Origin of the sequence: Pedobacter sp. D749 (assembly GCF_019317285.1) — a bacterium.
Lineage (GTDB): Bacteria > Bacteroidota > Bacteroidia > Sphingobacteriales > Sphingobacteriaceae > Pedobacter.
This window is the reverse complement of the sequence record NZ_CP079218.1, coordinates 5,721,825-5,747,197: the sequence shown is the minus strand read 5'-3', so window position 1 is coordinate 5,747,197 and position 25,373 is coordinate 5,721,825. Positions and strand designations below refer to the sequence as shown.

The window sequence follows — 25,373 nt, the reverse complement described above, 5'->3', positions numbered from 1 at the left end:
TTTGAACTATAGACTTAGAACTACCTAAGCCTTACTCCAGGTGGTCCCTTCTTTGCCGTCTTTAAGCTGAATTCCCAACTCTTGTAAGCCAATACGGATACGATCAGAAGTGGCATAATCTTTATTCGCTTTTGCTTCCGTTCTTAAGTTAATCACCATATCTAAAACGCCGTTCAAGTCGTTACCCCCGGCATCCTCATCTTTCAGTCCTAATATATCGAAAACGAAATCGTTAATCAGTTGCTTTAACTTTTCCAGTGCTTCTGCAGAGATTTTCCCTTTACCATCGTACACAGTATTGATAATCCGAACTGCTTCAAACAACTCTGCAACCAAAATCGGACTGTTAAAGTCATCATTCATCGCAGTAATACATTTTTCTTTCAATGCATCAATATCGAAATCGTTCTGTTCAGAAACTGTTAACTTATCTAACAAGCCAATTGCAGCCATTAAGCGGCGAAAACCTTTCTCCGAGGCGTCTAAAGCTTCATTAGAAAAATCTAATGTACTCCGGTAGTGAGCCTGTAACATAAAAAACTTCACCGTCATCGGGCTAAAGCCTTTCTTCAGTAAAGGGTGGTCACCAGTAAACAATTCTAAAGGAAGGAAACCATTGCCGGCAGATTTAGACATGCGCGTACCGTTTACGGTAAGCATATTGGTGTGCATCCAATAGCGGGCAGGCTGTTTATGGCTGCAGGCTTCAGATTGTGCAATTTCATTGGTATGGTGCGTTGCTGCTAAATCCATTCCACCACCATGAATATCAAATTCAGCACCCAAATATTTGGCGCTCATGGCCGAACACTCGATATGCCAGCCCGGAAAGCCCATGCCAAATGGCGATTGCCACTGCATTAAGGTTTCTGGCTTTGCTTTTATCCACAAGGCAAAGTCTAACCTTCCGCGTTTCTCATCCTGACCACCCAGTTCCCGGGTATTGTTCAGCATATCTTCGAGATTGCGGTTGGTTAAAATGGTATAATTGTATTCCTTACTGTATTTTTCTACATCAAAATATACATTGCCGTCAACTTCGTAACCATAACCTTTGGCTATAATTACCTTAATCATTTCGATCTGCTCAATAATATGTCCGGTAGCGGTAGGCTCGATACTTGGCGGCTGCGTGTTGAACATGCGCATTACATCATGGAAACCCAAAGTATATTTCTGTACAATTTCCATTGGCTCAAGCTGTTCCAGTTTCGCACGTTTTGCAAATTTATCATCGCCCTCGTCCCTATCACCTTCTAAGTGACCTGCATCGGTAATATTACGTACATAACGTACTTTATAACCAGCATATTTAAGGTACCTAAAAATTAAATCGAAAGAAATAAAAGTGCGGCAATTACCCAGGTGCACATCACTATAAACAGTAGGACCGCAAACATACATCCCAACGTTGGGTGCATTTAAGGGTTGAAAAAGTTCTTTTTTGCGCGAAAGCGTATTATAAAGCTGTAAGCCAGTATTCATATTGCAAATGTAATATTAAGTTAGAAAGTTAAAACCTTAAAAGTTGCAATGTTAAGGTTATGATTTTTAAGTAACATTTGAAAGGCAATTAATGCTTGGTTAGTTTTTCATTTGGAGGTATATCATTCCCCTCTATCAGAGGGGGGCCGCAGGACGGGGTGTTTTATTTTCCCTATTGCCAATTTTACCATCTCACTGAAAATTAAAATTTGCTTTTTAAAGGTTATATGAAAAAGTACGTTATAGCTCATCGGCAATAGCAGTCCCTCTTTCCGCTATAGCTTCGCCGAAGAGGCTCAGGCTGCCGCTGCAATAGGGTTTAGGAGGCACGGCTTGATGCTTTTGGGACCGTAAACTTACGAAGTTAGCCCTAGCTCCTGCCCATGCAACTTCGTAAGTTGGCCAGCGCCGGGCATGCATTCCGTCAAATGATACCATCTGATGGGAGAATAATTTTTTAATCCTAATTTAGTTCAACATAATACCTTATTAACGATGGTCGAAATCAGAGTAATAACCAAAAAAGATGCAGAAAGTGTTGCCTGGCTGTCCACACAATTGGGTTACGAGAGTGACATTGAGCAAATATTAGCCAGAATTAAACAGATTAATAACAGCAACGACAACTGTGCATTTGTTGCTTTAGTTGACGACAAAGTAGTAGGCTGGATTCATGGTTTTTATACCTTAAGAATAGAATCTGATCCATTTGTCGAAATTGGAGGATTGATTGTAGATTCTGCTTATCGCAACTTAAAAATTGGAAAACAGTTAATTGAACGCGTAAAACTTTGGGCAGAACAGCTTCAAGTGAAAAAACTAAAGGTAAGGTGCAACACTAAGCGTATTGAAAGTCATCAATTTTATGAACGGGTAGGCTTTAAAGAGAATAAACGGCAGATTGCTTTTGAAATGAATTTGGTTTAATTTTTCAATAGTGTCAGATATTCTATCTGACACTACAGGCAGGCCCTTGCTAAACTTGCGAAGTCTAGCTCTGCCTCTTCCCAGCCAGACTTCGCAAGTTGGCTAACCCGCAATTAAGGATCGCCTCCAATTATTACAACCTTCAAACATTTCTACGTTGTAACATTTCAATCCTATTCGTTAACTTTGTAGCATGATTGATTTACCGGTAGTACCTGCTGTGACTGAAGTTAAACGTAAACCAGATTGGTTACGTGTAAAATTACCTGTTGGTAAAGAATATGCACAAGTTCGCAGTTTAGTAGACACGCACAAGCTCCATACGATCTGCGAAAGCGGCAACTGCCCTAATATGGGAGAATGTTGGGGTGCAGGTACGGCAACATTCATGATTTTGGGTAACATCTGTACCCGCAGTTGCTCTTTCTGTGCGGTTGCTACAGGCCGGCCGTTGGCTGTTGATGTTGATGAACCTAACCGTATTGCAGATTCAGTAAGATTAATGGGGGTTAAACATTGCGTAATTACCTCGGTAGATCGTGATGACTTAAAAGATGGCGGTTCAATCATCTGGGCAGAAACCTTACAGGCTATCCGCAGAGAAAGCCCAATCACTACCTTAGAAACTTTAATCCCTGATTTTAAAGGTCAGTGGGATAATTTATACCGCGTTTTAGAAGAACGTCCGGAAGTGGTTTCGCACAATATGGAAACCGTTAAGCGTTTAACCAGACAGGTACGCATCCAAGCTAAATACGATAGAAGTTTAGAAGCTTTAAAAAGAATTTCGGAATTTGGTTTAAGAACAAAAACAGGCATTATGCTTGGTTTGGGCGAAACCGAAGAAGATATTTTCGAAGCCATGGACGATTTAGTGGCTAATGGCGTGCACATCCTAACTTTAGGTCAATATTTACAACCAACCCGTAATCATCATCCTGTAGTTGATTGGATCCACCCGGATACTTTTGCGATGTACAAAGAAGCTGGCTTGGCAAAAGGGTTAAAATATGTAGAGAGCGGCCCACTGGTACGTTCATCTTACCATGCTGAAAAACACCTTTTCCCAATTGAAGGAATAGTCTAATTCACTTATTAATAACTTCAAAAGTTTTATAATCGTATTCCGAAATGGAATACGATTATAAAACTTTTTTTTGCTTTTAATGTTCTGTATTGTATCTTAGTGATCAATAGTGACTGCATTTAAAAAATTAACTCTAACCGAGCCTGAACTTGTTCAAGCACTGCAATCGAAAGATCCAGCGGTACTAAAAACACTGTACAGCATGTATTCGTCGGCGCTTTACGGTGTCATTTCACGCATTATTACCCACACAGAGCTTGCAGAAGATGTTTTACAAGAAACTTTTGTAAAAATATGGCAGTCTGCAACACACTATGATCATACTAAAGGACGTTTGTTTACGTGGATGATGAATATTGCCCGCAATTTATCGATCGATAAACTCCGTTCTAAAGACTTTAAGAATTCACTCAAAAACCAAGATATAGAAAATAACGTAAGTTTCGTTGATGAACAAAACAAGGTTACGTTTAACCCCGATGTTCTTGGTGTTAAGCAACTTGTAGATAACCTTAAACCGGATTTACAAGCAGTTCTTGATTTAGTTTATTACAAGGGCTTCACGCATGTGGAGGCCGCAGAAAAGTTAGATCTGCCATTAGGTACGGTGAAAACCCGGATCCGGTTGGCTATTATTGAATTGAGAAGGAATTTTAATTGAGCGTGGAAAATTTAAAAGCATATATCGAATCTGGAGTACTTGAGCTGTACGTTTTAGGTGATTTATCACCTGAAGAAACGTTGCAGGTTGAGGAAATGGCATCTCAAAACCCTGAGGTAAGAGATGAAATAGCGGCCATTGAGCAAGCTATGGAGCAATATGCTATTCAAAATGCGGTAGAACCATCTGCAGATGTAGAAACAAGATTATTCGAAAAGTTGGGGTTAAGTGAAGTTGAAGAGAATGTGAATGTTCAACCCGAACCACTTTATACAGAAGAACCAAAAATTATACGTTTAGATGGAAGCGATGCGAAAGTGAGAACTTTACGTTACGCCTTAGTTGCTTGTATAGCTTTATTGGTAGTAAGTACAGCCGCATTGTTTATTACTTATAACAAACTGAACGCTGCGCATGACCAGATTGCAAGTTTAAACCTGGATAAACAAAAGTTTGCCGGAGTTGTAAGCAAACTGGAGTTTGAGAACCAGGGCTTGGATAATATGGCAGCCATGGCCGATAGCAAAGAGTGGGCAACCATCCGTATGGCAGGGCAGGCTTTTAGCCCAACTTCTAAAATGAAGGTGTACTGGAACAAAAAAGATAAAAGTGTGCTGATTAACTATGTGGCTATGGATTTACCAAAAACCGATGCCGAACATCAATATCAGTTGTGGGCCTTGGTAAATGGTAAACCGGTAAGCTTGGGTGTTTTTGGAAAAACAGATTCAACCAATAATGAGGCACTATTAAAAATGCAAACCATTCAGGAAGCACAGGCATTTGCTGTAACTTTAGAGCCTATGGGCGGAAGCGTTAACCCTACAATGGATAAGCTAACCGTAATGGGTGGCGTTTAATTTAAAATTTTTAATCAATATAAAAAATCCCGACATTGATGAAATGCCGGGATTTTTTGTTTTTATACCCCTGAATCGTCCTTTCGAGCGAAGTGAAACGAAGTCGAGAACCCGAGGCTCTGCGAAGCAAAATCTGTATAGATAGATCTCTCCATTCCGCTGCGCTTCAGTCGAGATGACGATTAAAATATAATATTTAGTTGCATATTTCACTTCTTCACAAGGCCGTACGAATACCCATCCCTCTTGCAAATAAGAGGGGATAGTCTTAAGGCAGAGATTTTGGTTCCTGCAACCCTCAATAGTAATACTGGCCGCGCCACCTAAACCTGACAGGAGCGGGCACCGAACGCAGAGAGGTAAAGCGAATGGCAGGACTGTCTAAACACAAATGCTTTTGCAAACTGCTTTCCAAAAAAACGCCTATATATTTAACGCATAAATCTTGTTGCCCCGAGTGAACGAAATGGAGAAACCTTATCGATTAAGATCTCTCCACTGCGGTCGAGGACGATTCTACTATTAAGACTTAGCTGCGTACTTCACTTCTTCGTAAGGCTGTACCAATACCCATCCCTCGCCAAAAAACTCTAATTGGAAAGATTCGCCACTTCCTCTTCCAATGAAGGAACCGAAAGTTAAATTGGTTTTAATGTTAGGTGTTAAATTCTCAGACCAGGCTACTGTAGCATTCGGGTCGGTATATACAGGCTGATTGGCTGTAACCCTTAATAAAATTGGTTCGCCATGCGTGGTTATGGCAATATAACCGCTGCCCGAAAGTTTAACCTGAAATAAACCACCACTCATCATCCCTGCGATGCTTTTTAGCATTTTTATATCATTTTTAATACTCTCTTCCAGAGCCAATACATCATTACCATTTACAAAAACGGCTTCGTTTTGAAGTTTGATGATCTTTACTTTCTTTCCTTCATCGGCCAGATATAGTTTGCCAGTTCCGGTAGCGTGCATCAGTGAGGTACCTTCACCAGATATGGCTTTTTTTAACAACCCCCCCAAACCTTTGCTCAATAGCCCTTCTCTTTTAAAATCAATATTTCCGATGTAAGCAACCATCGAACCTGCTTTTGCCAGGATTTTTTGATTTTTAAGATTTACCTCCAGCATGGCCGGTTTTTCCAGTTCAAAAAAATCGTTTTCTGCCGGGTTTTCTGCTGATTCCTTAATGAGTTCGTTCAGCGTGTACTCTTTTTGTGCCATAATAATTTTGTTTTCCGTTTTTAAAGTATCTGTTATTTAAATATTGTGTAAACTATTAATTATAAACTAAAAAAATAGTAGTTTAGTAAAGGTTTTTTTCCCACAATTGTGGCTAAGCGCATCACAAACTAGGTTGAGATGAGTGCTTTAATTTCTTTTGATATCCTGGCGGTAAGATGCGATGCGGTAACGACAAATTGTTCCTGTGCTAAATGATCGCCTGCCTTTCCATGAATGTAGCAAGCCAGAAGAGCGGCATCTGTTGCCGAATATTTCTGCGCTACAAAACCTGCAATAATGCCGGTGAGAATATCGCCCATTCCACCTTGCGCCATCGCCGGATTTCCTGTAGGATTGATGAGTACCTTGCCTGTTGGCAGGCAAATAAAAGTATATTGGTTTTTAAGAACGATAACAATCTTTTGCTTGATGGCCTTTTCTTTGGCTGTTTGTACCCTATCCCACCAATTATCATGTTCACCAAATAAGCGATCGAACTCTTTCATGTGCGGGGTGATAATGGTATTTGCGACAAGTTTATCGATCAGATCGGGCCTTTCACTCAAAATATTCAAAGCGTCTGCATCAATAATCAACATCTGGTTAGCCAAAATCAGGCTTTCGAGCAGTTTTTCATTTTCCGCTTCAGTACCTAAACCTGGGCCTATAGCAATGGCCTGATATTTCTTTGGGTTCTCTATTCTTGTGTATTCATCTCTTGGCAGGGCCATGACTTCTGGTAAGGTGGTATTTAAAGCGGCTAAACCACTCTGTGGAATAGAAGCAGTGGTTAATCCCGCGCCTGTATGTAAACAAGCCATAGAAGAAAGCAAAGCCGCGCCCATGGTATTGGTATTTCCCGCAATAACAAGTGCGTGACCATAAGTACCTTTATGGCTGAACAATTTTCGGGGCTGCAGAATCTTCTCAATGTCACTTTCTTCAAGTAAATAGAAATCAGCATCTTGTTTCTGGATAAAAGCCTCATCCAGATCAATATCAACCACTTCATATTTTTCAGTCGCCAAGGCCGACTCAGGGAAGAAAAAATTAATTTTCGGTCTTTGAAAACAAATTGTTTTGTAGGCTTTTATACCGTTATAATCTTTCGGGAGTTTACCTTCAGCAAAAAAACCTGTTGGTACATCAACCGCATATACTTTTTTATTCAGCTTATTTATGGCCTGCACAAGCGTTTCAAATTCTCCACTCAAAGGCTTATTTAAGCCGGAGCCTAGAATGGCATCAATAATTAAGTCGGCTTTCAAATGCTTTAGATCAGAAGCCTGATTAATAATCGTTTTTTTACAGCGTGTTTCCTCAATCCGTTGCAGGTTAATTGCAAAATCGTCGCTCTGCTTTTCATCGAAGTTAATGATGTAGACTTTTAAATTCTCATATCCATTAGCGATAAGCAAATGTGCAATAGCAAGTCCGTCTCCCCCATTATTTCCTTTCCCACAGATTATAACCAGGCTTTTATTGGTATCGAACTCGTCTCTTAAAAAAGCTTGAACAAAAGCTCTCGCCGCTTTTTCCATCAGATCGATAGAAGCAATGGGTTTATTGGCAATCGTAAACTGATCAGCACTGCGCATTTGGGCAGAAGTAAGCAATGTTCGCATATAACTAAGGTAAGATTATACAGCTATAATGCAAAAGATGGGATTTTGTTTGATTTTCTTTCTTTAAAGCATTGTAATTAAATCCATCAGGAATTTCCAACCACAGATGCACACACAGATAAACACAGATTTTTATATTCTATTCCACCTGTACACCCCTTCTATCTTTACCCAGATTATTTTATTGATATCAGTTAGCCCAATCCCATAAAAATTATCTCCCAGACTCAGCATTCAAAAAATAATTTGAAATACTCTCTTTTAATTTTTATACCTTTTGCCAATCTTTAGCGTTGACTATTGAATTAAATTAAATCTCAAAACAATGAATCAAAAACCATCAAATGCATTTGTGGCAGCTGCCTGGATGGCATTAGGTATCGGAATGATCGGCTTTATTGTAGGTCTGTGGCGTTCTGATATGCTTCTTAATGAAAAAGGATATTATTTCACCGTATTAATGTTTGGCCTTTTCGCCGTAATCTCTTTACAAAAAGCTGTTCGCGATAAATTGGAAGGAATTCCTGTTACAGAAATTTATTATGGCATCAGTTGGTTCTCTACACTATTAACCATCACTTTATTGGTAATTGGTTTGTGGAATGCCACCCTATTGCCTAGCGAAAAAGGATTTTATGCCTTTGCCTTTTTACTCTCCTTGTTTGGCGCTATTACGGTGCAGAAAAACACGAGAGACAGCCAGATTGTAAATAAAAACCGCGATTCGGAGTAAGATTTAAGCCAGTGGTATTAATTACTGGCTTTTTATTCAGCTAAACACCGGATTTGCCAATTTTGCGCTAAACGCCAGAAGTTCTTTTTTGGTAAGAAAATGCCTTTCGGATATAACTACTCCAAAAAAATTCATGGCAAAAAATAAGTCCTTAAGCTCTTCATCAAAATAAAGATCTGCTCCAAAATACTTGTAATTGTGTTTTAAGTACTCAGTGAGGACTGTTTTTGCCTCTTCTGTTATTAAACTGGCATACGCATCATCATTAACGATTGCAATCAAACAATCCTTAAATTTTTTCTCTTCTTTTTTAACCACCACCATCTTTCTTTTGATCATTTCCTTGGATGCTGATGTATGCATAAATCTTGTTGCATTGGCCAGATCTAAATAAGCATTCTCTTGAACCGTAAATTCTTCGGCTACCTGCTTATATTTGATCGAAAGCGATTTAAATGTTGCTTCAATTTGATTTTCTTTTGCCAAAAACCTGAAATATTCAAAAACCTTTACATCGAGCAGAGCCAATTGCCCATTTTTCTTGCTTATTTCATCCTTCAAATAATCAATCATTGCCCTACAATCAGCCAGCGAATACTTTTTACCATCGTAATTAAATGTTTTAACATTGATCACCTGTGAATCTATATTATCTATTGTAGCCAGGTCTGATTCCAATGCCTTCAACTCATACATTACGCTTAAGTTGGTATCATCAAAAAACTCTTCAACGCTCAATTCAGATGGAATTGTTGGCAGATCAAATGAATCTATATTAAACTGATGATAGGGATTTCTATAATCGAAATAACCATTAAAAATATCTGGATAAGAATTTTGATCATTTTCTTTCAAAAAATCTACTTCAAAGTCACTTAAGTGCTGTACCGATGGTTGCTCTCGGTAAACTGCACGCTGGAATATCTGTGCTGTAAATTTTTCAGCTATTCTTTCCTGATCTACAAGTAGTGTGTTCGCCATCTCATTGTATGGTTTTCCAACAGGAATTCTGAGGTCATTTAATCTTTTAATACGCTCATCGGTTTCTGGATGTGAACTATATTGATTGGAAAAGGATATTTTTGATTTGTTAAAGCGGTTATAATAACCAATGCTCACCTGCGGGAATCCATTTTCGAAAGGCAGTTTATTCCTTTGAGCCAAAAAATTCATTACCAAAATCTGTTGTGGAAAAATATTTGCCGAAATAACACAATCATCGATTTTTCTTTCGTAATAGTTATAGATAATATCTACAGAACGGCTTGCGAGCTGCATGCGCAATAACGAATCAACAAGGGGTTTAGAACCTACGGTAACTGCAGCAACTGCATCGGCATGAAATTCCATTTCGTGCGAAAGTTTGCTATAACTCTCACTTAAAACCTGATAAACACGCACTAGAATCTGTTGCATTAAACCGATTATCTTATCAGAAATCAGCACAAAAATACCAATATAAGAACTTGCGTTCGCTATGCCACGCGTTACTTTATCATAACTTTCATTTTCATAAAGCATATCGTAAATAACCTTGTTAAACTGGTATACATAAATACCAACCTTCATGCTCTTTTGCGAAAAGTGGCCAAACTCATGGGCTAATATTGCACGCAGTTCATCAGCAGTGGTGGTATTAATCAGACCAAATCCGATCATCAGGTTTTTACGCACCGGGAAAAACATGCTCCAAAAGTTCGAATCGTAAAAAACTGCAGCATTAACCTCATTAGATAGGTATACTTTTTTCGGAAAATCTGTTTGTACACTTAAAACAATTTCATCAATCATTTTAAAGATTTCAGGCTGATCGGCCCTGGTAATTTCCAATAAATGAGACCTGTCCAGCTTATTGCTCTTAAACATAAACTTGACCAGAAAAAACAGGATCATAAAACCAAAACCTATCAAACCAATGCCCAAAATAAAAGTAACGGAAGAGCTGATATATTCCATGAGCTTTATCCCCAAATAACAGGAAACTGCGGTTAGCGCCAATGTAAATATTATTAATACTATATAGGTGGCAACAAATAAGGTAATAGCCTGTACAGACTTGGCTGCCATCTTCTTAAAATTTTCAGAAGGCCGAAGAGCGTTTTCGTGCATAAAGATATTGTTTGGTTATGCAAGATAACAAAACGGATAAATGCTCAAAAGCGCTTTAAAAAAATTAACAATAAATTATTGCAGCAATTACGAGTGATAGTGAAATGATTCGAAAATAATTACTACTTTAAACATCAGATACCGAGGCTAATAGTTTATCATTTTCGAGCAAATTTTATAAACCTATTTAAATCTTATATAATCCTATCCATGGAACAAAAAGATGGCTTAAAGAAAACGCTTACCCCCTTTATGCTCTGGGGGCTTGGCGTGGGTTATGTAATTTCGGGAATGTATTTCGGCTGGAATTTAGGTCTCGAAAAAGGGGGTACGTTGGGCATGGCCATTGCTACGGTTGCCATCATGGTGATGTATATTACCTTTAGTTTCAGTTATGCCGAACTGGCCTGCGCCATACCAAAAGCTGGAGGTGTTTTCGATTACGCCAATACAGCGTTGGGCAAAAACATTGGTTTTATTGCGGGTATTGCCCAAATGGTCGAATTTATATTTGCGCCGCCTGCCATTGCCTTCGCCATAGGCGCTTATTTTAATGCATTTTTCCCGCAGGTACCCATTCTTACCAGTGCAATTGCGGTGTATTTCATTTTTACGGCTTTAAATGTTTATGGTATAAAGGCTGCTGCTTCGTTCGAAGTCATTATCACCATTTTGGCTGTTGGCGAGCTGTTGCTGTTTTCAGGCATTACCTTACCCAAGTTTCATGCTGAAAACCTGGTGCATAACAACTTTCCAAATGGCTGGAGTGGTGTTTTCGCAGCTATCCCTTTTGCCATCTGGTTTTTCCTGGGCATTGAGGGGGTTGCCAATGTAGCCGAGGAAACCAAGAACCCACAGCGCGATATCAGCAAAGGTTTTGGCTGGGGTATATTTACTTTGGTTGTATTATGCGTAGTGGTTTTTATCTCCACCATTGGAATCGGTGGTTGGGAAGCTATTGTATATAAAAACGGGAAATCGGGCGAGACTTCCGATTCACCTCTACCTTTAGCCCTTTCGATGATTACGGGCGATAATCATTTAATGTACCACTTACTCATTACGGTTGGCCTATTTGGCTTGGTCGCCTCCTTCCATGGATTGGTTTTAGCAGCTGGCAGGTCTACCTACGAAATGGGAAGAGTGAAAAGCATCCCCGCAATATTGGGAAAAATCTCACCAAAATTTCAAACACCGGCAAATGCTCTGATCGGTAATATGGTCATTGGCATCATCGCACTTTTATCTGGCAAAACCGCCGAAATTATCATTATTTCTGTATTTGGTGCCTTAACTTTATATATCATATCGATGGTTTCAGTAATGGTACTCCGAAAAAACAGTCCTGAAATGGCAAGACCTTTTAAAACGCCTGTTTACCCGCTATTTCCCATAGTCGCATTAATTATTTCCTGTGTTTCTTTCATCGCAATGCTGATTTATAATCTTAAATTAGGTTTAATTTACTCAAGCATTATTTTAGGCATATTTCTTCTATATAAAATCTTTAAAAAGGCAGATTAATGAGTACGAGCAAAGAAATTCTTGATTATGTAAAACATCATCCATCAGGAAAAGTTAAATTGGCTGTTGCTGATATTGACGGCATTTTAAGAGGGAAATATGTCGCTGCCGAAAAGTTTGCTTCACTGGTTGAAGGTCGCCTGGGTTTCTGTGATGTTACTTTCGGCTGGGATGCTGGTGATGTAGCTTACGAAAATGGAAAATACACGGGTTGGCATACAGGTTATCCAGATGCCCAGGTGAAAATCGACCTAAAAACCTTTCGAAAAATCCCTTGGGAAAATGAGGTACCATTCTTTTTAGGCGATTTTATTGATGACCAGGATCAACCAAATTTTGTTTGCCCAAGACAGCTGCTAAAAAAACTGATCACAGAATGTGAAAATGAAGGCTTCTCACCACTTTTTGCACAGGAATTTGAATGGTTCAATTTTTCGGAAACACCAGAAACCATATATGAGAAAGGGTTTGCCAATTTAAAACCTTTAAGTCCGGGCATGTTCGGCTATTCCATTTTAAGAAGCACTTACCGGAATGAATTTATGAGCGACCTGTTCGAACTGCTTAATAAATTTGACATCCCGATTGAAGGCTTGCATACCGAAACCGGACCAGGTGTCTACGAAGCAGCTATCAAATATGCTCCGGCTTTACAAGCTGCTGACCAGGCTATTTTATTTAAAACAGCCGTAAAAGAAATTGCCTATAAACATGGTATCCTTGCCACTTTTATGGCTAAAATAAGCGAAAACTTACCTGGTTGTAGCGGACATGTGCATCAAAGCTTATGGAACAGTAAAAACAAAACCAACCTATTTTATGAGGAAAAGGATCCGGATAAAATGAGCGAAATGATGAAAAGTTATATCGCTGGTCAGCTGCATTGCCTGCCACACCTATTACCGATGATTGCCCCTACCATAAACAGTTATAAGCGTTTGGTTGAGGGAGCATGGGCACCAACCACCGTGACCTGGGGCATCGACAACCGCACTACGGCATTGCGCGCATTGCCGGGAAGTAAAAAAGCTTCACGTTTAGAAACACGAATAGTAGGATCTGATACCAATCCATATTTGGCACTTTCTGCTTGTTTAGCCGCCGGAATGTACGGTATTAAAAACAAACTTAAATTGGAACAACCTGCTACCAAAGGAAACGGATATGCCGATTTATCAAACGGTGTATTATCCAGTAATTTATTCGAGGCAACACAAAAGATGAAAAATTCTGATCTGGCCAAAACATTATTGGGCGAAAATTTCGTTGATCATTTTACGATGACACGGGAATGGGAATGTAAACAATATGCCAAAGTAGTAACCGATTGGGAGTTGAAAAGGTATTTAGAAATTATTTAGTAGAGTCGTCATTCCCAACTTGATTGGGAATACTAATGCCTTAGGGGGATATTTAACATCTAACCTTAGGTGGGCTCAGGTGACTAAGGTGGTAAAAATAAAACATGGAGTTGCTACATTTGACTGGAGGGTTTTATTTGTCAGATTTAAACATTAAACTTTAAATTTGAATATATGAGCAGACGAATATTTGATGAGCCTTTTAAAAGAATGGCTTTGGATCTGGCCCATGCGCGGGGTTCGATAAAGGATGTTGCAATAGAATTGGGTATAAGTTCGAACCTTTTAAGTAAATGGAAAGAGCGCGAAGGAATTGCAAAAGCTGATACTACAAGCCTTAGCGAGGAGCAGCAATTGATTCGGAAACTTCAAAAGGAGCTTAAAGAAGCCCAGCTAGAACGTGATATATTAAAAAAGGCGGTAGGCATCTTTTCCAAGGGAGACGGGAGATATTCGGATTTATAAAAGATTACCGAAAGATATTTTCTGTTGAAAGGATGTGTAGGGTATTTGGAATAAACAACAGTAGTTTTTATTACTGGTTAAAAAACCCCCAGGGTAAGCGGCTTACCGATGATAATTATCTTATGATAGAGATAAGCAAGATTTACGCAGAGAGTAAAGGGTGTTACGGGAGTCCGCGTATTACTGCCGAATTATGTTCCAGAGGGATCTTTATCTCTCGGCCCAGAGTTGCCAGGCTGATGCGCAGATTGGGTATAAAGAGTACCATCCGTAAGAAATGGGTACAGACAACAGATTCACAGCACACTTACTCCTTAGCAGAAAATTTCCTTAATAGAGATTTTTATGCCGCCAATATTAGAGAGAAATGGGTTTCAGACCTCACTTATATACAAACTGGGGAAGGTTGGCTATATCTGACAACAGTTATAGATCTGGCGGATAGAAAAGTTGTAGGCTGGTCATTAAGTGAAAATATGGAAGCTGAGAACACCACGATAAAGGCATTAGAAATGGCTATAAAGAATAGACCTATTACCCAACAGTTAATTTTTCACTCAGACAGAGGTATACAATATGCATGTTCCGAGTTCAGAAAAAAATTAGAATGCTTAGGGATAAAGCAAAGCATGAGCAGAAAAGGAAACTGTTGGGATAACGCAGTTGCAGAGAGTTTCTTTAAAACTATAAAAACAGAAATGATATACCAGCAGATATATAAAACAAGAGCGAAGGCTAGTTTAGCCATTTTTGAATATATAGAGGTCTGGTATAATAGAAAAAGAAGACATTCATACTTAGGGTACTTATCGCCATTAGAGTTTGCAAACAGCTCAATAAATCCTAAAATCGCAGCTTAAAAGAAAGAAAAATATCTAAAGTAATGCTTCTCAATAAAAATAATATGACAAAAAAAAATCTCCAGTAGACTATTGCAATTCCAACAAGCTAAAATGTTCACCACCTAAGTCACCTTAGAACATCTTAGCAATTGTAGACTGTTAAGTTTATTAATGAAATGACATAGATTTAGGTGCCTAATATTTTGAAAATAAATTACAAAGAAGAGGCCTTAAATACCTAAAATAGTAAAATAGAATATCATGATATTTGATAAAATCCATCAGTTTAATTTCCCCACAACCATCCGTTTTGGTGCAGGTGCCGTAAAAGAATTACCGGCTTATTTAAGCAAAAACCAATTAAAAGCGCCATTGATTGTTACTGATTCAACCATTGCCCAGCTTCCGTTTTTTAAAAGCATTGTAAAAGATTTAAAGTCAAAAGGCATTTCTGTCGAGGTTTTTAGCGACATACACAAAAACCCGATAAAAAGCGATGTTTACAAAGGCACCGATGCCTGGGATGCTACCCATCGCGATAGCATTATTGGTATTGGAGGAGGTGCAGCTTTGGATGTTGCTCGTGCCATTGTACTGCGTGTTAACCATCGCGAAGATTTATTTAAATATGATGATTTAATCGGTGGTGATATTTACGTAACCAACGATGTTCCCCATTTTATTACCATCCCAACCACATCAGGTACGGGAAGTGAGGTGGGCCGCAGTGCCATAATCGCCGATGATGAAACCCATCTGAAAAAAATCTTGTTCTCGCCAAAATTAATGGCGCAGATCGTTTTCGCAGATCCGGAGTTAACCATGGATTTACCATCTTTCATAACGGCAGCAACAGGTATGGATGCCCTAACACACAATATGGAAGCTTATCTGGCCAAAAATTTCCACCCAATGTGCGATGGAATTGCCTTAGAAGGTATTTCGTTGATCAAAGATTCGTTGGAACGCGCCACCAATAAGCCCGATTTAGAAAGCAGGAGCAAAATGTTAATGGCCTCGATGATGGGCGCCATTGCCTTTCAAAAAGGTTTAGGCGTAGTCCACTCGTTGGCGCATCCGCTTTCTTCCCTTTTAGATACCCACCACGGCCTCGCAAATGCAGTGAATATTCCTTATGGTATGCAATTCAACATTGCGGGTTTTGAAGACCGGTTTAAAAAAATTGCCCGAACACTCGAGCTTAAAGAGGAAAATGGCGAAGCCGTTGTAAAATATCTGTTCGATTTGAACAAGAAAGTCAATATTCCGCATAAATTGAGTGATATTGGCGTTAAAAATGAACACATAGAAACACTTGCCGATTTAGCATTTGCAGATTTCGCACATCCAAACAATCCTAAACCAGTAAGCAGAGAAGATTTTAAACAATTGTACTTAAGTGCTCTTTAAAGTAATCATTAAACACAGATAAAGAGGATGAGCACAGATAAAGGTGGTATTACTTAAATAAAAGGTCACAATCCAAATCTGTGTTCATCTGTAAAAATCTGTGGCAAAACATAATGGACTATGTCTGATAAAATAATTATTGGCGTTACCGATTGCAGTAAATACGCCATTTACCGGGATTGGGTCTTATCCTACAACCAAAATGTAGAGGTAATCCAGCTCGGATACAAGCTTAACAATTTCGACGAGATTAAAAAATGTGATGGCATTGTTTTAACAGGAGGAGAGGACGTGCATCCGAGATTTTATAACCAGCCCGAATATTATTCTTATTGCTATGAGGATGATATCGATGAAAAACGAGATGAGTTTGAATTTAAAGTTTTAACCTATACCGAAGCTCATTCAATCCCGGTTTTAGGTATATGCCGCGGCATGCAGGTAGGAAATGTATTTTTTGGTGGCACTTTAATTCCCGACATCGCAACCTGGGGAAAATTCGATCATTCTAAAATACACGATAAATCAGACCGCTACCATGAAATTTTGGTGAATTCATCCTCATGGCTCAACCAGATTGTAAATACGGATAAAGGATTGGTAAACAGCAACCATCATCAAAGTACCGATAAAACCGGAAAAGGATTGGTGGTGAGCGCAATTTCTCCTGATGGGGTTACCGAAGCCATGGAACGATTGGAACCGGAAGGAAAATCATTTTTGTTATTTGTGCAATGGCATCCCGAGCGTTTGAAAGATCAGCACAGTCCATTTAGCAAAAATATACACGAGGCATTTATTCATGCAGTCAATTCACAAATAAAACATCAATCTGTGTAATCGTTTTAATCTACAAATCATTTTAAAATGCAGATCATCAACCCCGCAACAGAAGAAATCATTACCAGTTTGGAGGAGGATAATTCATCTACACTTCAGCTAAAATTTGATGCTTTAAAAGAAGCGCAGCCGCTATGGGCAAATAAAACTCTTCAGGAAAGAATTTTAGTGATCGCTAAGTTCAGTGATTTACTGGAAGCTGAAATAGAAAGACTGGCGGCGGTATTAACCAGCGAAGTAGGCAAACCTTTACAACAATCGCGTAATGAAATTAACGGCGCAAGGGCACGCATTAAATGGATGCTGGCTAATGCCGAAAAATATCTGGCTGATGAGGTGATGGTTGAGGAACCGGGTTTGAAAGAGGTTATTAAATACGAACCTTTAGGTGTGGTCTGCAACATTTCGGCATGGAATTATCCTTACCTGGTTGGTGTAAATGTTTTTATTCCGGCACTTTTAAGTGGTAATGCAGTGATGTACAAACCATCAGAATATGCTACTTTAACCGGACTAAAGATCGAAAAACTGTTAAAAAAAGCAGGTGTACCTGATGATGTTTTCCAAATCGCCATTGGTGCTAAAGAAACAGGCGCAGCTCTATTAGAAATGAACTTCGATGGTTATTTTTTTACAGGATCCTATAAAACAGGAAAATTCATCTACGAAAAAGCAGCTTCAAAAATGGTTCCCTGTCAGTTGGAGTTAGGTGGAAAAGATCCTTTATATATTGCTGATGACGTGGCCGATGTAGTCGTTGCAGCGGTTGGTACAGCTGATGGCGCTTTTTACAATAATGGCCAAAGTTGTTGTTCCGTTGAGCGCATTTATGTCCATGAGAAAAATTACGACGATTATTTAAATGCCTTTGTTGCCGAAGTTAAAAGCTGGAAAAGTGGTTCACCCACAGCCGACGGCACTTATATTGGCCCTTTAACGAGGAAAGAACAAATAGCGGTCTTGAAAAAACAGGTGGAAGATGCTTTAAATAAAGGTGCTAAATTGTTAACCGGAGGCAAAGCGCTTGTAGGAAAAGGTTATTATTTTGAGCCAACAGTTTTAACGGACGTTACCAATGATATGCTGGTGATGCAGGAAGAAAGTTTCGGCCCGATTATCGGCATTATGAAGGTAAAAGACGATATTGAAGCCGTTAAAATGATGAAAGATACCGATTATGGCTTAACGGCATCGGTTTATACAGCCAATCAGGAAAGGGCTGAAAAAATACTGTCTCAGATTGATGCAGGTTCGGGTTATTGGAATTGCTGCGATCGGGTGAGTGCAGCCTTGCCCTGGAGCGGAAGAAAGTATTCAGGTATCGGTGCTACTTTATCCCACCAGGGATTAAGGGCTTTTACCAAACCAAAAGGTTATCATTTAAGGGGATAAAATATGGGTAATGATAGAGATAACAACCTTATCGAAGGCGAGATTCCCGATTATTTATTAACAGATACCGGAATACTGATTTCGTACAACAAAAGCATTTTACGTACTGTAGAAAATATTTCGGCCAATGTTGCGCTGGTGAAGAAAATTACGGGGAATAAGAAAGTTCCACTGTTAATTTATTTGAAAAATCCTCCTGTTCCGGACAAAGAAACACGAAAATTTTCAACAGAGCAGTTACCTCAAATTTATACTGCTATGGCAATGGTTTCGAAACCTGGTTTATCACAATTGATTATGAAGATCATGTTTAAGTTTCAAAACCCGCCTATCCCAATAAAATCATTTACGGATGATCAGAAAGCCAGAGCATGGCTAACGCAGTTTTTGTAATTTACGAGAAGTCGTCATTGCGAGAAGGCTTTTTCAGCCGACGAAGCAATCTTAAAGCACACGCTGGTAGCGATGGTTGTAAGATTGCTTCGTGCCTCGCAATGACGACCGATCTTTTTAAAATCCGTCATTGATAATATAATGAAGTATCTGGAGTAGAAAGATTTGCAATTAGTCTTCGACTACGCTCAGACTGACAAATAATGGCATAAATCCCGTCACAATTTTATCTCACCGCCAACCGCCATACGCTCCGCGCCTTACTTCTTGTACATTTCCTTTCGCACAAATACCTCCGATTAAAATCTTTTTTAATAAATTGCGGATTATACTTATCCGGTTAATCCGCTTTAATTATTTTAATGAAAAAATTAGTCCTGATCATCTCCTGCTGTTTTTTTGCAGCCAATACTTTCGCCCAATCTATCGTTACAGAAACTGAAATCGGTGAGGCCGAAAGCGAAGTTGCAAAAACACCAATTGCCATTATACCTGAGCCTGTATCTTTAATGAAAAAGGCAGGTACCTTTACTTTGCCTGAAAATGTAATTATACAAGCGGTTAAAAGCGCAGAGTTAAAACAACCAATTACTTATCTTTCTGACCGGATAACCACAGCCACAGGTAAATTTGTAAGCACCGTAAGCAATTCGACCCATCCTACGATCAAACTGATTTTAAATACGCAAGAGGATGCTCAACTCGGTAAAGAAGGTTATAAACTAAATGTTAACCCTACCCAGGTTGTCATCACAGCAAACCAGCCAGCTGGGATTTTTTATGGTGTTCAATCCTTGCTTCAGCTTTTCCCTGCCGAAATAGAAAGCAAAGAACTGGTGAAAGATGTTAAATGGAAAGCTCCTTGTGTTGATGTGGTAGATTATCCAAAATTGGGCTGGAGAGGTTTAATGTTCGATGTGGCCCGTCACTTTTTCACTAAACAGGAAGTAAAACAGTTTATAGACGACATGGTTCGTTATAAATTTAACTTACTGCATTTGCATTTAGCAGACGATGAAGGCTGGAGAATCGAAATTAAAGGTTTGCCCAAATTAACTGAAGTTGGTGCCTGGAGTGTTAAAAAAACCGGTACATTCGGCGATTTCACCCCACCAACTCCAGATGAACCCCGCACTTATGGCGGCTTTTACACACAGGAAGATATTAAAGAACTCGTTCAGTATGCACAGGAACGCTTTGTAAATATATTACCAGAAATTGACGTTCCAGGGCATAGCTTGGCCATTATCGCTTCTTATCCCGAATTATCATGTACGCCAGATGCGGTCAATTATAAAGTGCGCTCGGGTGAAAAAATTATGGATTGGAGCCGTGGTGCACCGCCAACAGCTTTGGTTGATAATACGCTTTGTCCGGCAAACGAGAAAGTGTATGTATTTTTAGATTCGGTACTTACACAGGTAGCTAAACTTTTCCCCTTCGATTACATTCACATGGGTGGCGATGAAGCCCCTCATAATTTTTGGGAAAAGAATGATCAGGTTAAAGCTTTAATGCTTCGCGAAGGCTTAAAAACCATTCCGCAAGTTCAGGCCTATTTTGAAAAACGTGTAGAACAGATCGTGATTTCGAAAGGTAAAAAATTTATGGGCTGGGATGAAATTCTTGAAGGAGGCGTATCACCAACAGCGGCAGTGATGAGCTGGAGGGGAATGAAATATGGCATCCAGGCCGCTAACGAAAAACACAATGTAGTGATGAGCCCGACCGATTTCGCTTATTTAGATTACATGCAGGCTGATGCCATTACTGAGCCAAAGGTGTATGCATCGTTAAGATTAAATAAAGCTTACCAATTTAACCCTGTTCCGGCAGGCGTAAATGCACAGTATGTGATTGGTGCACAGGCCAACCTCTGGACGGAACAGATTTTCACTTTCCGCCAGGTTGAATACATGGTTTATCCACGTGCTTTTGCTATTGCAGAATCAATATGGAGCCCGATTGAAAAGAAAAACTGGACAAACTTTGTTGATCGTACGCAACAGCATTTCAAACGTTTAGATTTTGCTGAGATTAAATACTCTCCTGCTATTTACGATCCGATTTTTACGGTAAAACGCAGTGCAGATAAACAGTTAATGATCGAATTAACTCCAGAAATAGATGGTTTGGACATCTACTATAGCTTTGACAACTCTACTCCAGACCGTTTTTACCCCAAATATACAGCAGCATTACAGGTACCAAAAGATGCCAGTATGTTGCGCGTAATTACCTATCGCGGTAAACAGCCTATCGGAAGATTGATTAGTATGCCCGTTGCAGATTTACAGAAAAGAGCACGTTAACCAATCAGCATTAAGATTCCTGCTTCGCGGGAAAGACGAACATCTACAATGGGAAAAGAAATAGAACGCAAATTTTTAATCGATCAGCAAAAGTGGGATAACCTGAATAAACCGGAAGGAAAACTTTTTAGACAGGGTTATTTACTTGCCGATAAAGCTAAAACGATACGGGTAAGGGCAACAGAAACTAAAGGTTTTTTAACCATAAAAGGCCAAACCATTGGCGCGACACGGTTAGAATATGAATATGAAATTCCGGTAACTGAAGCAACAGAATTATTAGACAATTTTGCTGTTTCTGAACTTTCTAAGACACGTTATGAAATTAAATTTAACGGTAAGCTTTGGGAAGTGGATGTATTTTCTGGTGACAATGAAGGCCTTATTGTTGCCGAAATTGAACTGGAAAGTGAAGAAGAAACTTTCGATCTACCGGATTGGGCAAGCACTGAAGTTACCGAAGAGGCAAAATATTACAATTCTAACCTCACGGTTAAACCTTTTAAAGATTGGGTTTAAGTTTTCGAACTCAGTTTTATAAAAGTTAGGTTTGCGTTAGGGATGGTAAGGGTTCAGTACCAATCCTTCATTGGTACCGGAGCGAAGCGTAGCCCTGAAAAGCCCGCCCCTTGCGTAGCTTGGGTAACGCCCAAATCAGTTATCAGTTTACAATTTTCAGTAATCAGTTCTTTTGCAAACCTCGCAGGTTTAGCTTGTAGTTTATATTATTTTTTAGCGGCCTTATTGAGGGCGATGCCGTTTAAAAACCTGCGAGGTCTAATGATTTCGAAAACCTATAAGATATGATCAACTTTATTTAGCCAATGGCAAACCTGCACCTGGTTTAATAATACCTTTCAGCTCTACATCAAAAACCAATGGCGTAAACGGATTAATTGGTCCACCTCCGTTTTCTCCGAAACCTAGTTTTGATGGCAAAATCATTTTAATCTTACCGCCAACACCGATCAGCTGAATTCCCTGGATAACACCTTGTGGTAATTGCCCTAAAGGCAAACTACGCGGCACATATTGTACACTTTCAGAAAAAATTCCAGCCTCTTTTGCAATTTTAGCATCCGAAGTATCAAAAACATTTAATTTTCCGTTTGATTTTTTATTGGTAAACTGACCCGTATAGTCCATTAATACCGTATCCGTTAAAGTTGCTCTTTCTGAATTGCCGGGTGCAAAAATTACATACTGTAGTCCGGATGGCGCAGTAGTTACTTTCAGATTATTCTCTTCAACGTATTTAGCTATTTTAGCAGGTTCTACTGTTTTATTTTTCTCGTTTAGCGCTTTGTATTCAGCCTCAAAAAAAAGTCTTTTCTTTGCCTCAAAAACAGAATCAGCATCTTTTCCTTTGTGTAAAACCTTCTCAATTTTAATGGTAAATGACGCAATATTCGATTTTAGTCCTTTTGGTTTTGGCTGACCTGAATATTTCTCCATCGAATCGAGGTTCAATTTAAAAACGGCGCTATCTCCTTCACCAAGTAATTTCAATCCAGAGGCTAAATCGCCTTTGAACATCGATTTGCTAATGGCAAAGAAAGCAGGACGTTCATTGTCGTAGGTATTTACCATTACCGAATCGGGATTGGTATTGGTTTCTACCGTTTGAACTCCGTTTAATTTTACATAATCGCCATCCTGAATTTTTGGCTTACCTTCACTTTTATAGATCTTGTAAGTCATATCTCCTTCACCCTTTTCGAATTTGTTACAGGCAGCTAGTCCTAATGCTGCTGCCAAGAGAATAATTATTCCTTTTTTCATTTATTTATTTATTAAAAAACAGTCTGCAGATCCTATTTCAAAATGCATACTGTTTTATTAGATCACTACAAAGATAGGTTATAATAAGTTTTTATAAATCTTTGGAATGTTTTATTTCTTGATGAGTTGATAAAAAGCTGAGCAAAAAAAATCCTGCTTAAATGAATAAGCAGGACTATAAATTTTTTTAAAAAAAATTATTTTTTAACTACCGGAGCAGGCATTTGCATTGGAGCTGCTGCACCTGGTTTTCCTTTGATAATATCTTTAATTTCTAAATCGAAAGCAATTGGGCTGAAAGGCATAATACCAACTTGTGGTGCACCTTGCTCGCCGTAACCTAAGTTAGAAGGAATAATTACTTTAATTTTACCACCTTTTCCAATTAACTGTAAAGCTTCAGTAAATCCTGGGATTGTTCCGCCAACAGGCATTTTCTGAGGACCGTAAGGTTTACCTGCCTTAAATTCGTTTTCTGCTTTAGCTAGTTTCTCATCACTTGTATCGAAGATTTTGTACTTACCATCTTTACCTTTTTTAGTTACTCTACCAGTATACTCAATTAGTACGGTATCGCCTAAAGCTGGTTTTTCTGCACTTCCTGCGTTTTCGATAATGTAGTGTAAACCACTTGCAGTAGTTTTAGTTGCCAGTTTAGTATCATCTAAATAAGCTTTTAACTTAGCAGGTTCAGCGGCTTTCTTTTTTTCTGAAGTAGCTTTATAATCAGCCTGGAAAAACTCCTGAGCTCTTTTGTTAAAAGTAGAGTCAGCTTCACCAGCTTTTTTCTTGAATACTTTCTCGATTTTTACCGTGAAAGTGATGTATTTATCATTTTTGAACTGCTCTGGTTTAGGTTGTTTACTATGAAATGCCATAGTATCTAAATTTACCTTAAAAGTAGCGCTATCGCCTTCTCCAAACAATGTTAAAACATCGTTCATATCACCAGCATACATTTTTTTCTGAGCAGGAAATACTGCAGGCGTTTCGCTGTCGAAAGTGCTTGATAAAACTGAATCTTTATCGTTTTTCTGAATAAAATTCATTTTAACGATATCGCCTTCTTTGATTTTCTCGTTACCTGCCGAGTGGTGAATGGTATATAGTAAGCCACCAGCTCCCTTTTTCTCTTGTTTACATGCTGCTAAACCTAAAGTGGCTGCTGCTAGAATAATAATTCCCTTTTTCATTTATTAATTTGACTTTTTTTTAAATTTTTATTGTTTTATTTCTTTTTCCTAAGCTATCAATTGTTCTTTATATTCTGCTAATATCGATTTAAATTCGTTTACTACATCAGCTAAAGGTTTTTCTGATGCACCGCCAGCCGCATTTCTGTGTCCACCACCATTAAAATATTTCTTACAGATTTCGTTAGCCGGAAAATCGCCTGTAGACCTGACAGATAATTTCACTTTATCGGTACGTTCTATAATTAGCGCGGCTAAACGGATACCGTTGATGGAAAGGGCATAATTTACCACTCCTTCTGTATCGCCGGTAATGCTGTTGTACTGCGCCAATTCTTCTTTGGTAACCGAAATGATGGCTGTATTATAGTCTCTTAAAACTTCCAGTTTATTAGATAGGCAATAGCCTAAAAAGCGGAGTCGGTTTTCGCTCGAGTTATCGTATACCAATTCGTGGATTTTCGATTGGTCGGCCCCTAAATCGATCAAATTTGCGGCAATACGGTATACTTCCGAGGTTGCTGATGAGAAACGGAAAGATCCCGAATCGGTCATTATCCCCGTATAAAGGCAAGAAGCTACATCTTTATTGATCGACTCGCCATCCTGTAACTGATTTACAATAAAATCGTAAACCAATTGCGCAGCAGCACAGGCATTGATATCCCAATGGCGGTAATCGTCAAAATCTTCTGGTTCGAGGTGATGATCGATCATGATCTTTTTAGCACCTGCAGCCCTAACCAGTTCGCCTAATTCATTTATGCGGCTTAGGGTATTAAAATCAAGGCAAAATATGAGCGAGGCTTCATCAACCAATTGTGCTGCCTTTTCCTGCGCTTCTGTAAAAATAATTACGTCGCTATTGTTAGGCATCCAATGCAAAAAAGTAGGGTAATCGGTTGGGGTGATTACCTTAACATGGTGGCCTTTTTGAATTAAATATCCATATAAACCCAGAGATGATCCCATTGCATCGCCATCGGGTTTGTGATGCGTAGTGATCACAATTCGTTGTGGCGTAGCCAATAATGTTTTTAATTCAGTTAATGTAAGCATATATTTTTTGCGCTGCAAAGCTAAGTAAATTTAGATTAGGATTGATTAGGATTTAAAGATTTTAGAATGAGCAGGATGATAGATTGAAA

At 39.0% G+C, this 25,373-nt stretch carries 22 protein-coding genes; 15 read left to right on the top strand and 7 right to left on the bottom strand.

The features are described from left to right. Nucleotides 1-24: 24 nt before the first annotated feature. Nucleotides 25-1,485 carry a cysteine--tRNA ligase gene (gene cysS, locus KYH19_RS23640; protein ID WP_219077004.1) on the bottom strand — a complete coding sequence of 487 codons (1,461 nt, stop codon included), beginning with the start codon at nt 1,483-1,485 and terminating at the stop codon, nt 25-27. Between the two features lie 495 nt (nt 1,486-1,980). Here cysS and KYH19_RS23635 point away from each other — a divergent pair, with 495 nt between their 5' ends. From KYH19_RS23635 to KYH19_RS23620, 4 genes are all read left to right on the top strand, one after another. Beyond that, nucleotides 1,981-2,412, top strand: coding sequence for a GNAT family N-acetyltransferase (locus tag KYH19_RS23635; RefSeq protein WP_219077003.1), 432 nt, complete (start codon nt 1,981-1,983; stop codon nt 2,410-2,412). Between the two features lie 193 nt (nt 2,413-2,605). Further along, nucleotides 2,606-3,499 carry a lipoyl synthase gene (gene lipA / locus KYH19_RS23630; protein ID WP_132398373.1) on the top strand — a complete coding sequence of 298 codons (894 nt, stop codon included), beginning with the start codon at nt 2,606-2,608 and terminating at the stop codon, nt 3,497-3,499. Between the two features lie 109 nt (nt 3,500-3,608). Further along, the gene (locus KYH19_RS23625; RefSeq protein WP_132398371.1) at nt 3,609-4,160 is read left to right on the top strand and encodes an RNA polymerase sigma factor; all 552 of its coding nucleotides are present in this window, start codon (nt 3,609-3,611) and stop codon (nt 4,158-4,160) included. A 2-nt stretch (nt 4,161-4,162) separates the two neighbouring features. Beyond that, nucleotides 4,163-5,020 (top strand): anti-sigma factor domain-containing protein, encoded by an 858-nt coding sequence (locus KYH19_RS23620; RefSeq protein ID WP_219077002.1) that lies wholly within the window; start codon nt 4,163-4,165, stop codon nt 5,018-5,020. A 522-nt stretch (nt 5,021-5,542) separates the two neighbouring features. Here the strand turns inward: KYH19_RS23620 and KYH19_RS23615 are convergent. Both KYH19_RS23615 and KYH19_RS23610 read right to left on the bottom strand, forming a co-directional pair. After that, the gene (locus KYH19_RS23615; protein ID WP_219077001.1) at nt 5,543-6,244 is read right to left on the bottom strand and encodes an AIM24 family protein; all 702 of its coding nucleotides are present in this window, start codon (nt 6,242-6,244) and stop codon (nt 5,543-5,545) included. A gap of 128 nt (nt 6,245-6,372) precedes the next feature. Continuing rightward, complete coding sequence (locus KYH19_RS23610; RefSeq protein WP_255562513.1) at nt 6,373-7,869, bottom strand: NAD(P)H-hydrate dehydratase; 1,497 nt, start codon at nt 7,867-7,869, stop codon at nt 6,373-6,375. Between the two features lie 325 nt (nt 7,870-8,194). Between KYH19_RS23610 and yiaA the strand changes: the two genes are divergently transcribed. After that, nucleotides 8,195-8,602, top strand: a complete 408-nt coding sequence (yiaA, locus tag KYH19_RS23605; protein ID WP_132398365.1) for an inner membrane protein YiaA — start codon at nt 8,195-8,197, stop codon at nt 8,600-8,602. A gap of 36 nt (nt 8,603-8,638) precedes the next feature. On the opposite strand, the gene KYH19_RS23600 is transcribed toward yiaA, so the two are convergent. After that, on the bottom strand, nt 8,639-10,711 hold the full coding sequence (locus KYH19_RS23600; RefSeq protein ID WP_219077000.1) for a M48 family metallopeptidase: 2,073 nt from the start codon (nt 10,709-10,711) through the stop codon (nt 8,639-8,641). Nucleotides 10,712-10,921: 210 nt separating this feature from the next. Here KYH19_RS23600 and eat point away from each other — a divergent pair, with 210 nt between their 5' ends. The 10 genes from eat (at nt 10,922) to KYH19_RS23550 (ending at nt 21,769) form a co-directional block, all read left to right on the top strand. Then, a complete protein-coding gene (eat, locus tag KYH19_RS23595) occupies nt 10,922-12,235 on the top strand; it encodes an ethanolamine permease (RefSeq protein ID WP_132398361.1) in 1,314 nt (437 codons plus the stop codon). Continuing rightward, nucleotides 12,235-13,596 (top strand): glutamine synthetase family protein, encoded by a 1,362-nt coding sequence (locus tag KYH19_RS23590; RefSeq protein ID WP_132398359.1) that lies wholly within the window; start codon nt 12,235-12,237, stop codon nt 13,594-13,596. The genes eat and KYH19_RS23590 overlap by 1 nt, the downstream gene beginning before the upstream one ends. Nucleotides 13,597-13,770: 174 nt before the next feature. Continuing rightward, entirely contained in the window at nt 13,771-14,061 is a 291-nt protein-coding gene (locus KYH19_RS23585) for a transposase (protein WP_132404428.1), read from the top strand. Continuing rightward, nucleotides 14,004-14,921 carry an IS3 family transposase gene (locus KYH19_RS23580; protein WP_132404431.1) on the top strand — a complete coding sequence of 306 codons (918 nt, stop codon included), beginning with the start codon at nt 14,004-14,006 and terminating at the stop codon, nt 14,919-14,921. The genes KYH19_RS23585 and KYH19_RS23580 overlap by 58 nt, the downstream gene beginning before the upstream one ends. 243 nt (nt 14,922-15,164) lie before the next feature. Further along, nucleotides 15,165-16,313 carry an iron-containing alcohol dehydrogenase gene (locus KYH19_RS23575; RefSeq protein WP_219076999.1) on the top strand — a complete coding sequence of 383 codons (1,149 nt, stop codon included), beginning with the start codon at nt 15,165-15,167 and terminating at the stop codon, nt 16,311-16,313. A 120-nt stretch (nt 16,314-16,433) separates the two neighbouring features. Next, the gene (locus KYH19_RS23570) at nt 16,434-17,153 is read left to right on the top strand and encodes a gamma-glutamyl-gamma-aminobutyrate hydrolase family protein (RefSeq protein ID WP_132398355.1); all 720 of its coding nucleotides are present in this window, start codon (nt 16,434-16,436) and stop codon (nt 17,151-17,153) included. A 27-nt stretch (nt 17,154-17,180) separates the two neighbouring features. Further along, nucleotides 17,181-18,545 (top strand): aldehyde dehydrogenase family protein, encoded by a 1,365-nt coding sequence (locus KYH19_RS23565; protein WP_219076998.1) that lies wholly within the window; start codon nt 17,181-17,183, stop codon nt 18,543-18,545. 3 nt (nt 18,546-18,548) lie between these two features. Further along, a complete protein-coding gene (locus tag KYH19_RS23560) occupies nt 18,549-18,938 on the top strand; it encodes an STAS/SEC14 domain-containing protein (RefSeq protein WP_132398351.1) in 390 nt (129 codons plus the stop codon). 362 nt (nt 18,939-19,300) lie between these two features. Continuing rightward, nucleotides 19,301-21,250, top strand: a complete 1,950-nt coding sequence (locus tag KYH19_RS23555; RefSeq protein ID WP_219076997.1) for a beta-N-acetylhexosaminidase — start codon at nt 19,301-19,303, stop codon at nt 21,248-21,250. A 48-nt stretch (nt 21,251-21,298) separates the two neighbouring features. Continuing rightward, nucleotides 21,299-21,769 (top strand): CYTH domain-containing protein, encoded by a 471-nt coding sequence (locus tag KYH19_RS23550; protein WP_219076996.1) that lies wholly within the window; start codon nt 21,299-21,301, stop codon nt 21,767-21,769. A 294-nt stretch (nt 21,770-22,063) separates the two neighbouring features. Here the strand turns inward: KYH19_RS23550 and KYH19_RS23545 are convergent, their stop codons facing one another. The 3 genes from KYH19_RS23545 to KYH19_RS23535 form a co-directional block, all read right to left on the bottom strand. Further along, nucleotides 22,064-23,032, bottom strand: coding sequence for an FKBP-type peptidyl-prolyl cis-trans isomerase (locus KYH19_RS23545; RefSeq protein WP_219076995.1), 969 nt, complete (start codon nt 23,030-23,032; stop codon nt 22,064-22,066). A 197-nt stretch (nt 23,033-23,229) separates the two neighbouring features. After that, on the bottom strand, nt 23,230-24,225 hold the full coding sequence (locus KYH19_RS23540; RefSeq protein ID WP_132398343.1) for an FKBP-type peptidyl-prolyl cis-trans isomerase: 996 nt from the start codon (nt 24,223-24,225) through the stop codon (nt 23,230-23,232). A gap of 48 nt (nt 24,226-24,273) precedes the next feature. Continuing rightward, a complete protein-coding gene (locus tag KYH19_RS23535; RefSeq protein WP_219076994.1) occupies nt 24,274-25,284 on the bottom strand; it encodes a bifunctional oligoribonuclease/PAP phosphatase NrnA in 1,011 nt (336 codons plus the stop codon). Nucleotides 25,285-25,373 lie beyond the last annotated feature (89 nt).

Coding starts and splice junctions, on each gene's coding strand:
- KYH19_RS23590 (WP_132398359.1), top strand. CDS start 12,235: ATGAGTACGAGCAAAGAAATTCTTGATTATGTAAAACATCATCCATCA.
- KYH19_RS23635 (WP_219077003.1), top strand. CDS start 1,981: ATGGTCGAAATCAGAGTAATAACCAAAAAAGATGCAGAAAGTGTTGCC.
- KYH19_RS23610 (WP_255562513.1), bottom strand. CDS start 7,869: ATGCGAACATTGCTTACTTCTGCCCAAATGCGCAGTGCTGATCAGTTT.
- KYH19_RS23545 (WP_219076995.1), bottom strand. CDS start 23,032: ATGAAAAAAGGAATAATTATTCTCTTGGCAGCAGCATTAGGACTAGCT.
- KYH19_RS23565 (WP_219076998.1), top strand. CDS start 17,181: ATGCAGATCATCAACCCCGCAACAGAAGAAATCATTACCAGTTTGGAG.
- yiaA (WP_132398365.1), top strand. CDS start 8,195: ATGAATCAAAAACCATCAAATGCATTTGTGGCAGCTGCCTGGATGGCA.
- KYH19_RS23535 (WP_219076994.1), bottom strand. CDS start 25,284: ATGCTTACATTAACTGAATTAAAAACATTATTGGCTACGCCACAACGA.
- eat (WP_132398361.1), top strand. CDS start 10,922: ATGGAACAAAAAGATGGCTTAAAGAAAACGCTTACCCCCTTTATGCTC.
- KYH19_RS23540 (WP_132398343.1), bottom strand. CDS start 24,225: ATGAAAAAGGGAATTATTATTCTAGCAGCAGCCACTTTAGGTTTAGCA.
- lipA (WP_132398373.1), top strand. CDS start 2,606: ATGATTGATTTACCGGTAGTACCTGCTGTGACTGAAGTTAAACGTAAA.
- KYH19_RS23555 (WP_219076997.1), top strand. CDS start 19,301: ATGAAAAAATTAGTCCTGATCATCTCCTGCTGTTTTTTTGCAGCCAAT.
- KYH19_RS23560 (WP_132398351.1), top strand. CDS start 18,549: ATGGGTAATGATAGAGATAACAACCTTATCGAAGGCGAGATTCCCGAT.
- KYH19_RS23615 (WP_219077001.1), bottom strand. CDS start 6,244: ATGGCACAAAAAGAGTACACGCTGAACGAACTCATTAAGGAATCAGCA.
- KYH19_RS23550 (WP_219076996.1), top strand. CDS start 21,299: ATGGGAAAAGAAATAGAACGCAAATTTTTAATCGATCAGCAAAAGTGG.
- KYH19_RS23600 (WP_219077000.1), bottom strand. CDS start 10,711: ATGCACGAAAACGCTCTTCGGCCTTCTGAAAATTTTAAGAAGATGGCA.
- KYH19_RS23570 (WP_132398355.1), top strand. CDS start 16,434: ATGTCTGATAAAATAATTATTGGCGTTACCGATTGCAGTAAATACGCC.
- KYH19_RS23575 (WP_219076999.1), top strand. CDS start 15,165: ATGATATTTGATAAAATCCATCAGTTTAATTTCCCCACAACCATCCGT.
- cysS (WP_219077004.1), bottom strand. CDS start 1,485: ATGAATACTGGCTTACAGCTTTATAATACGCTTTCGCGCAAAAAAGAA.
- KYH19_RS23585 (WP_132404428.1), top strand. CDS start 13,771: ATGAGCAGACGAATATTTGATGAGCCTTTTAAAAGAATGGCTTTGGAT.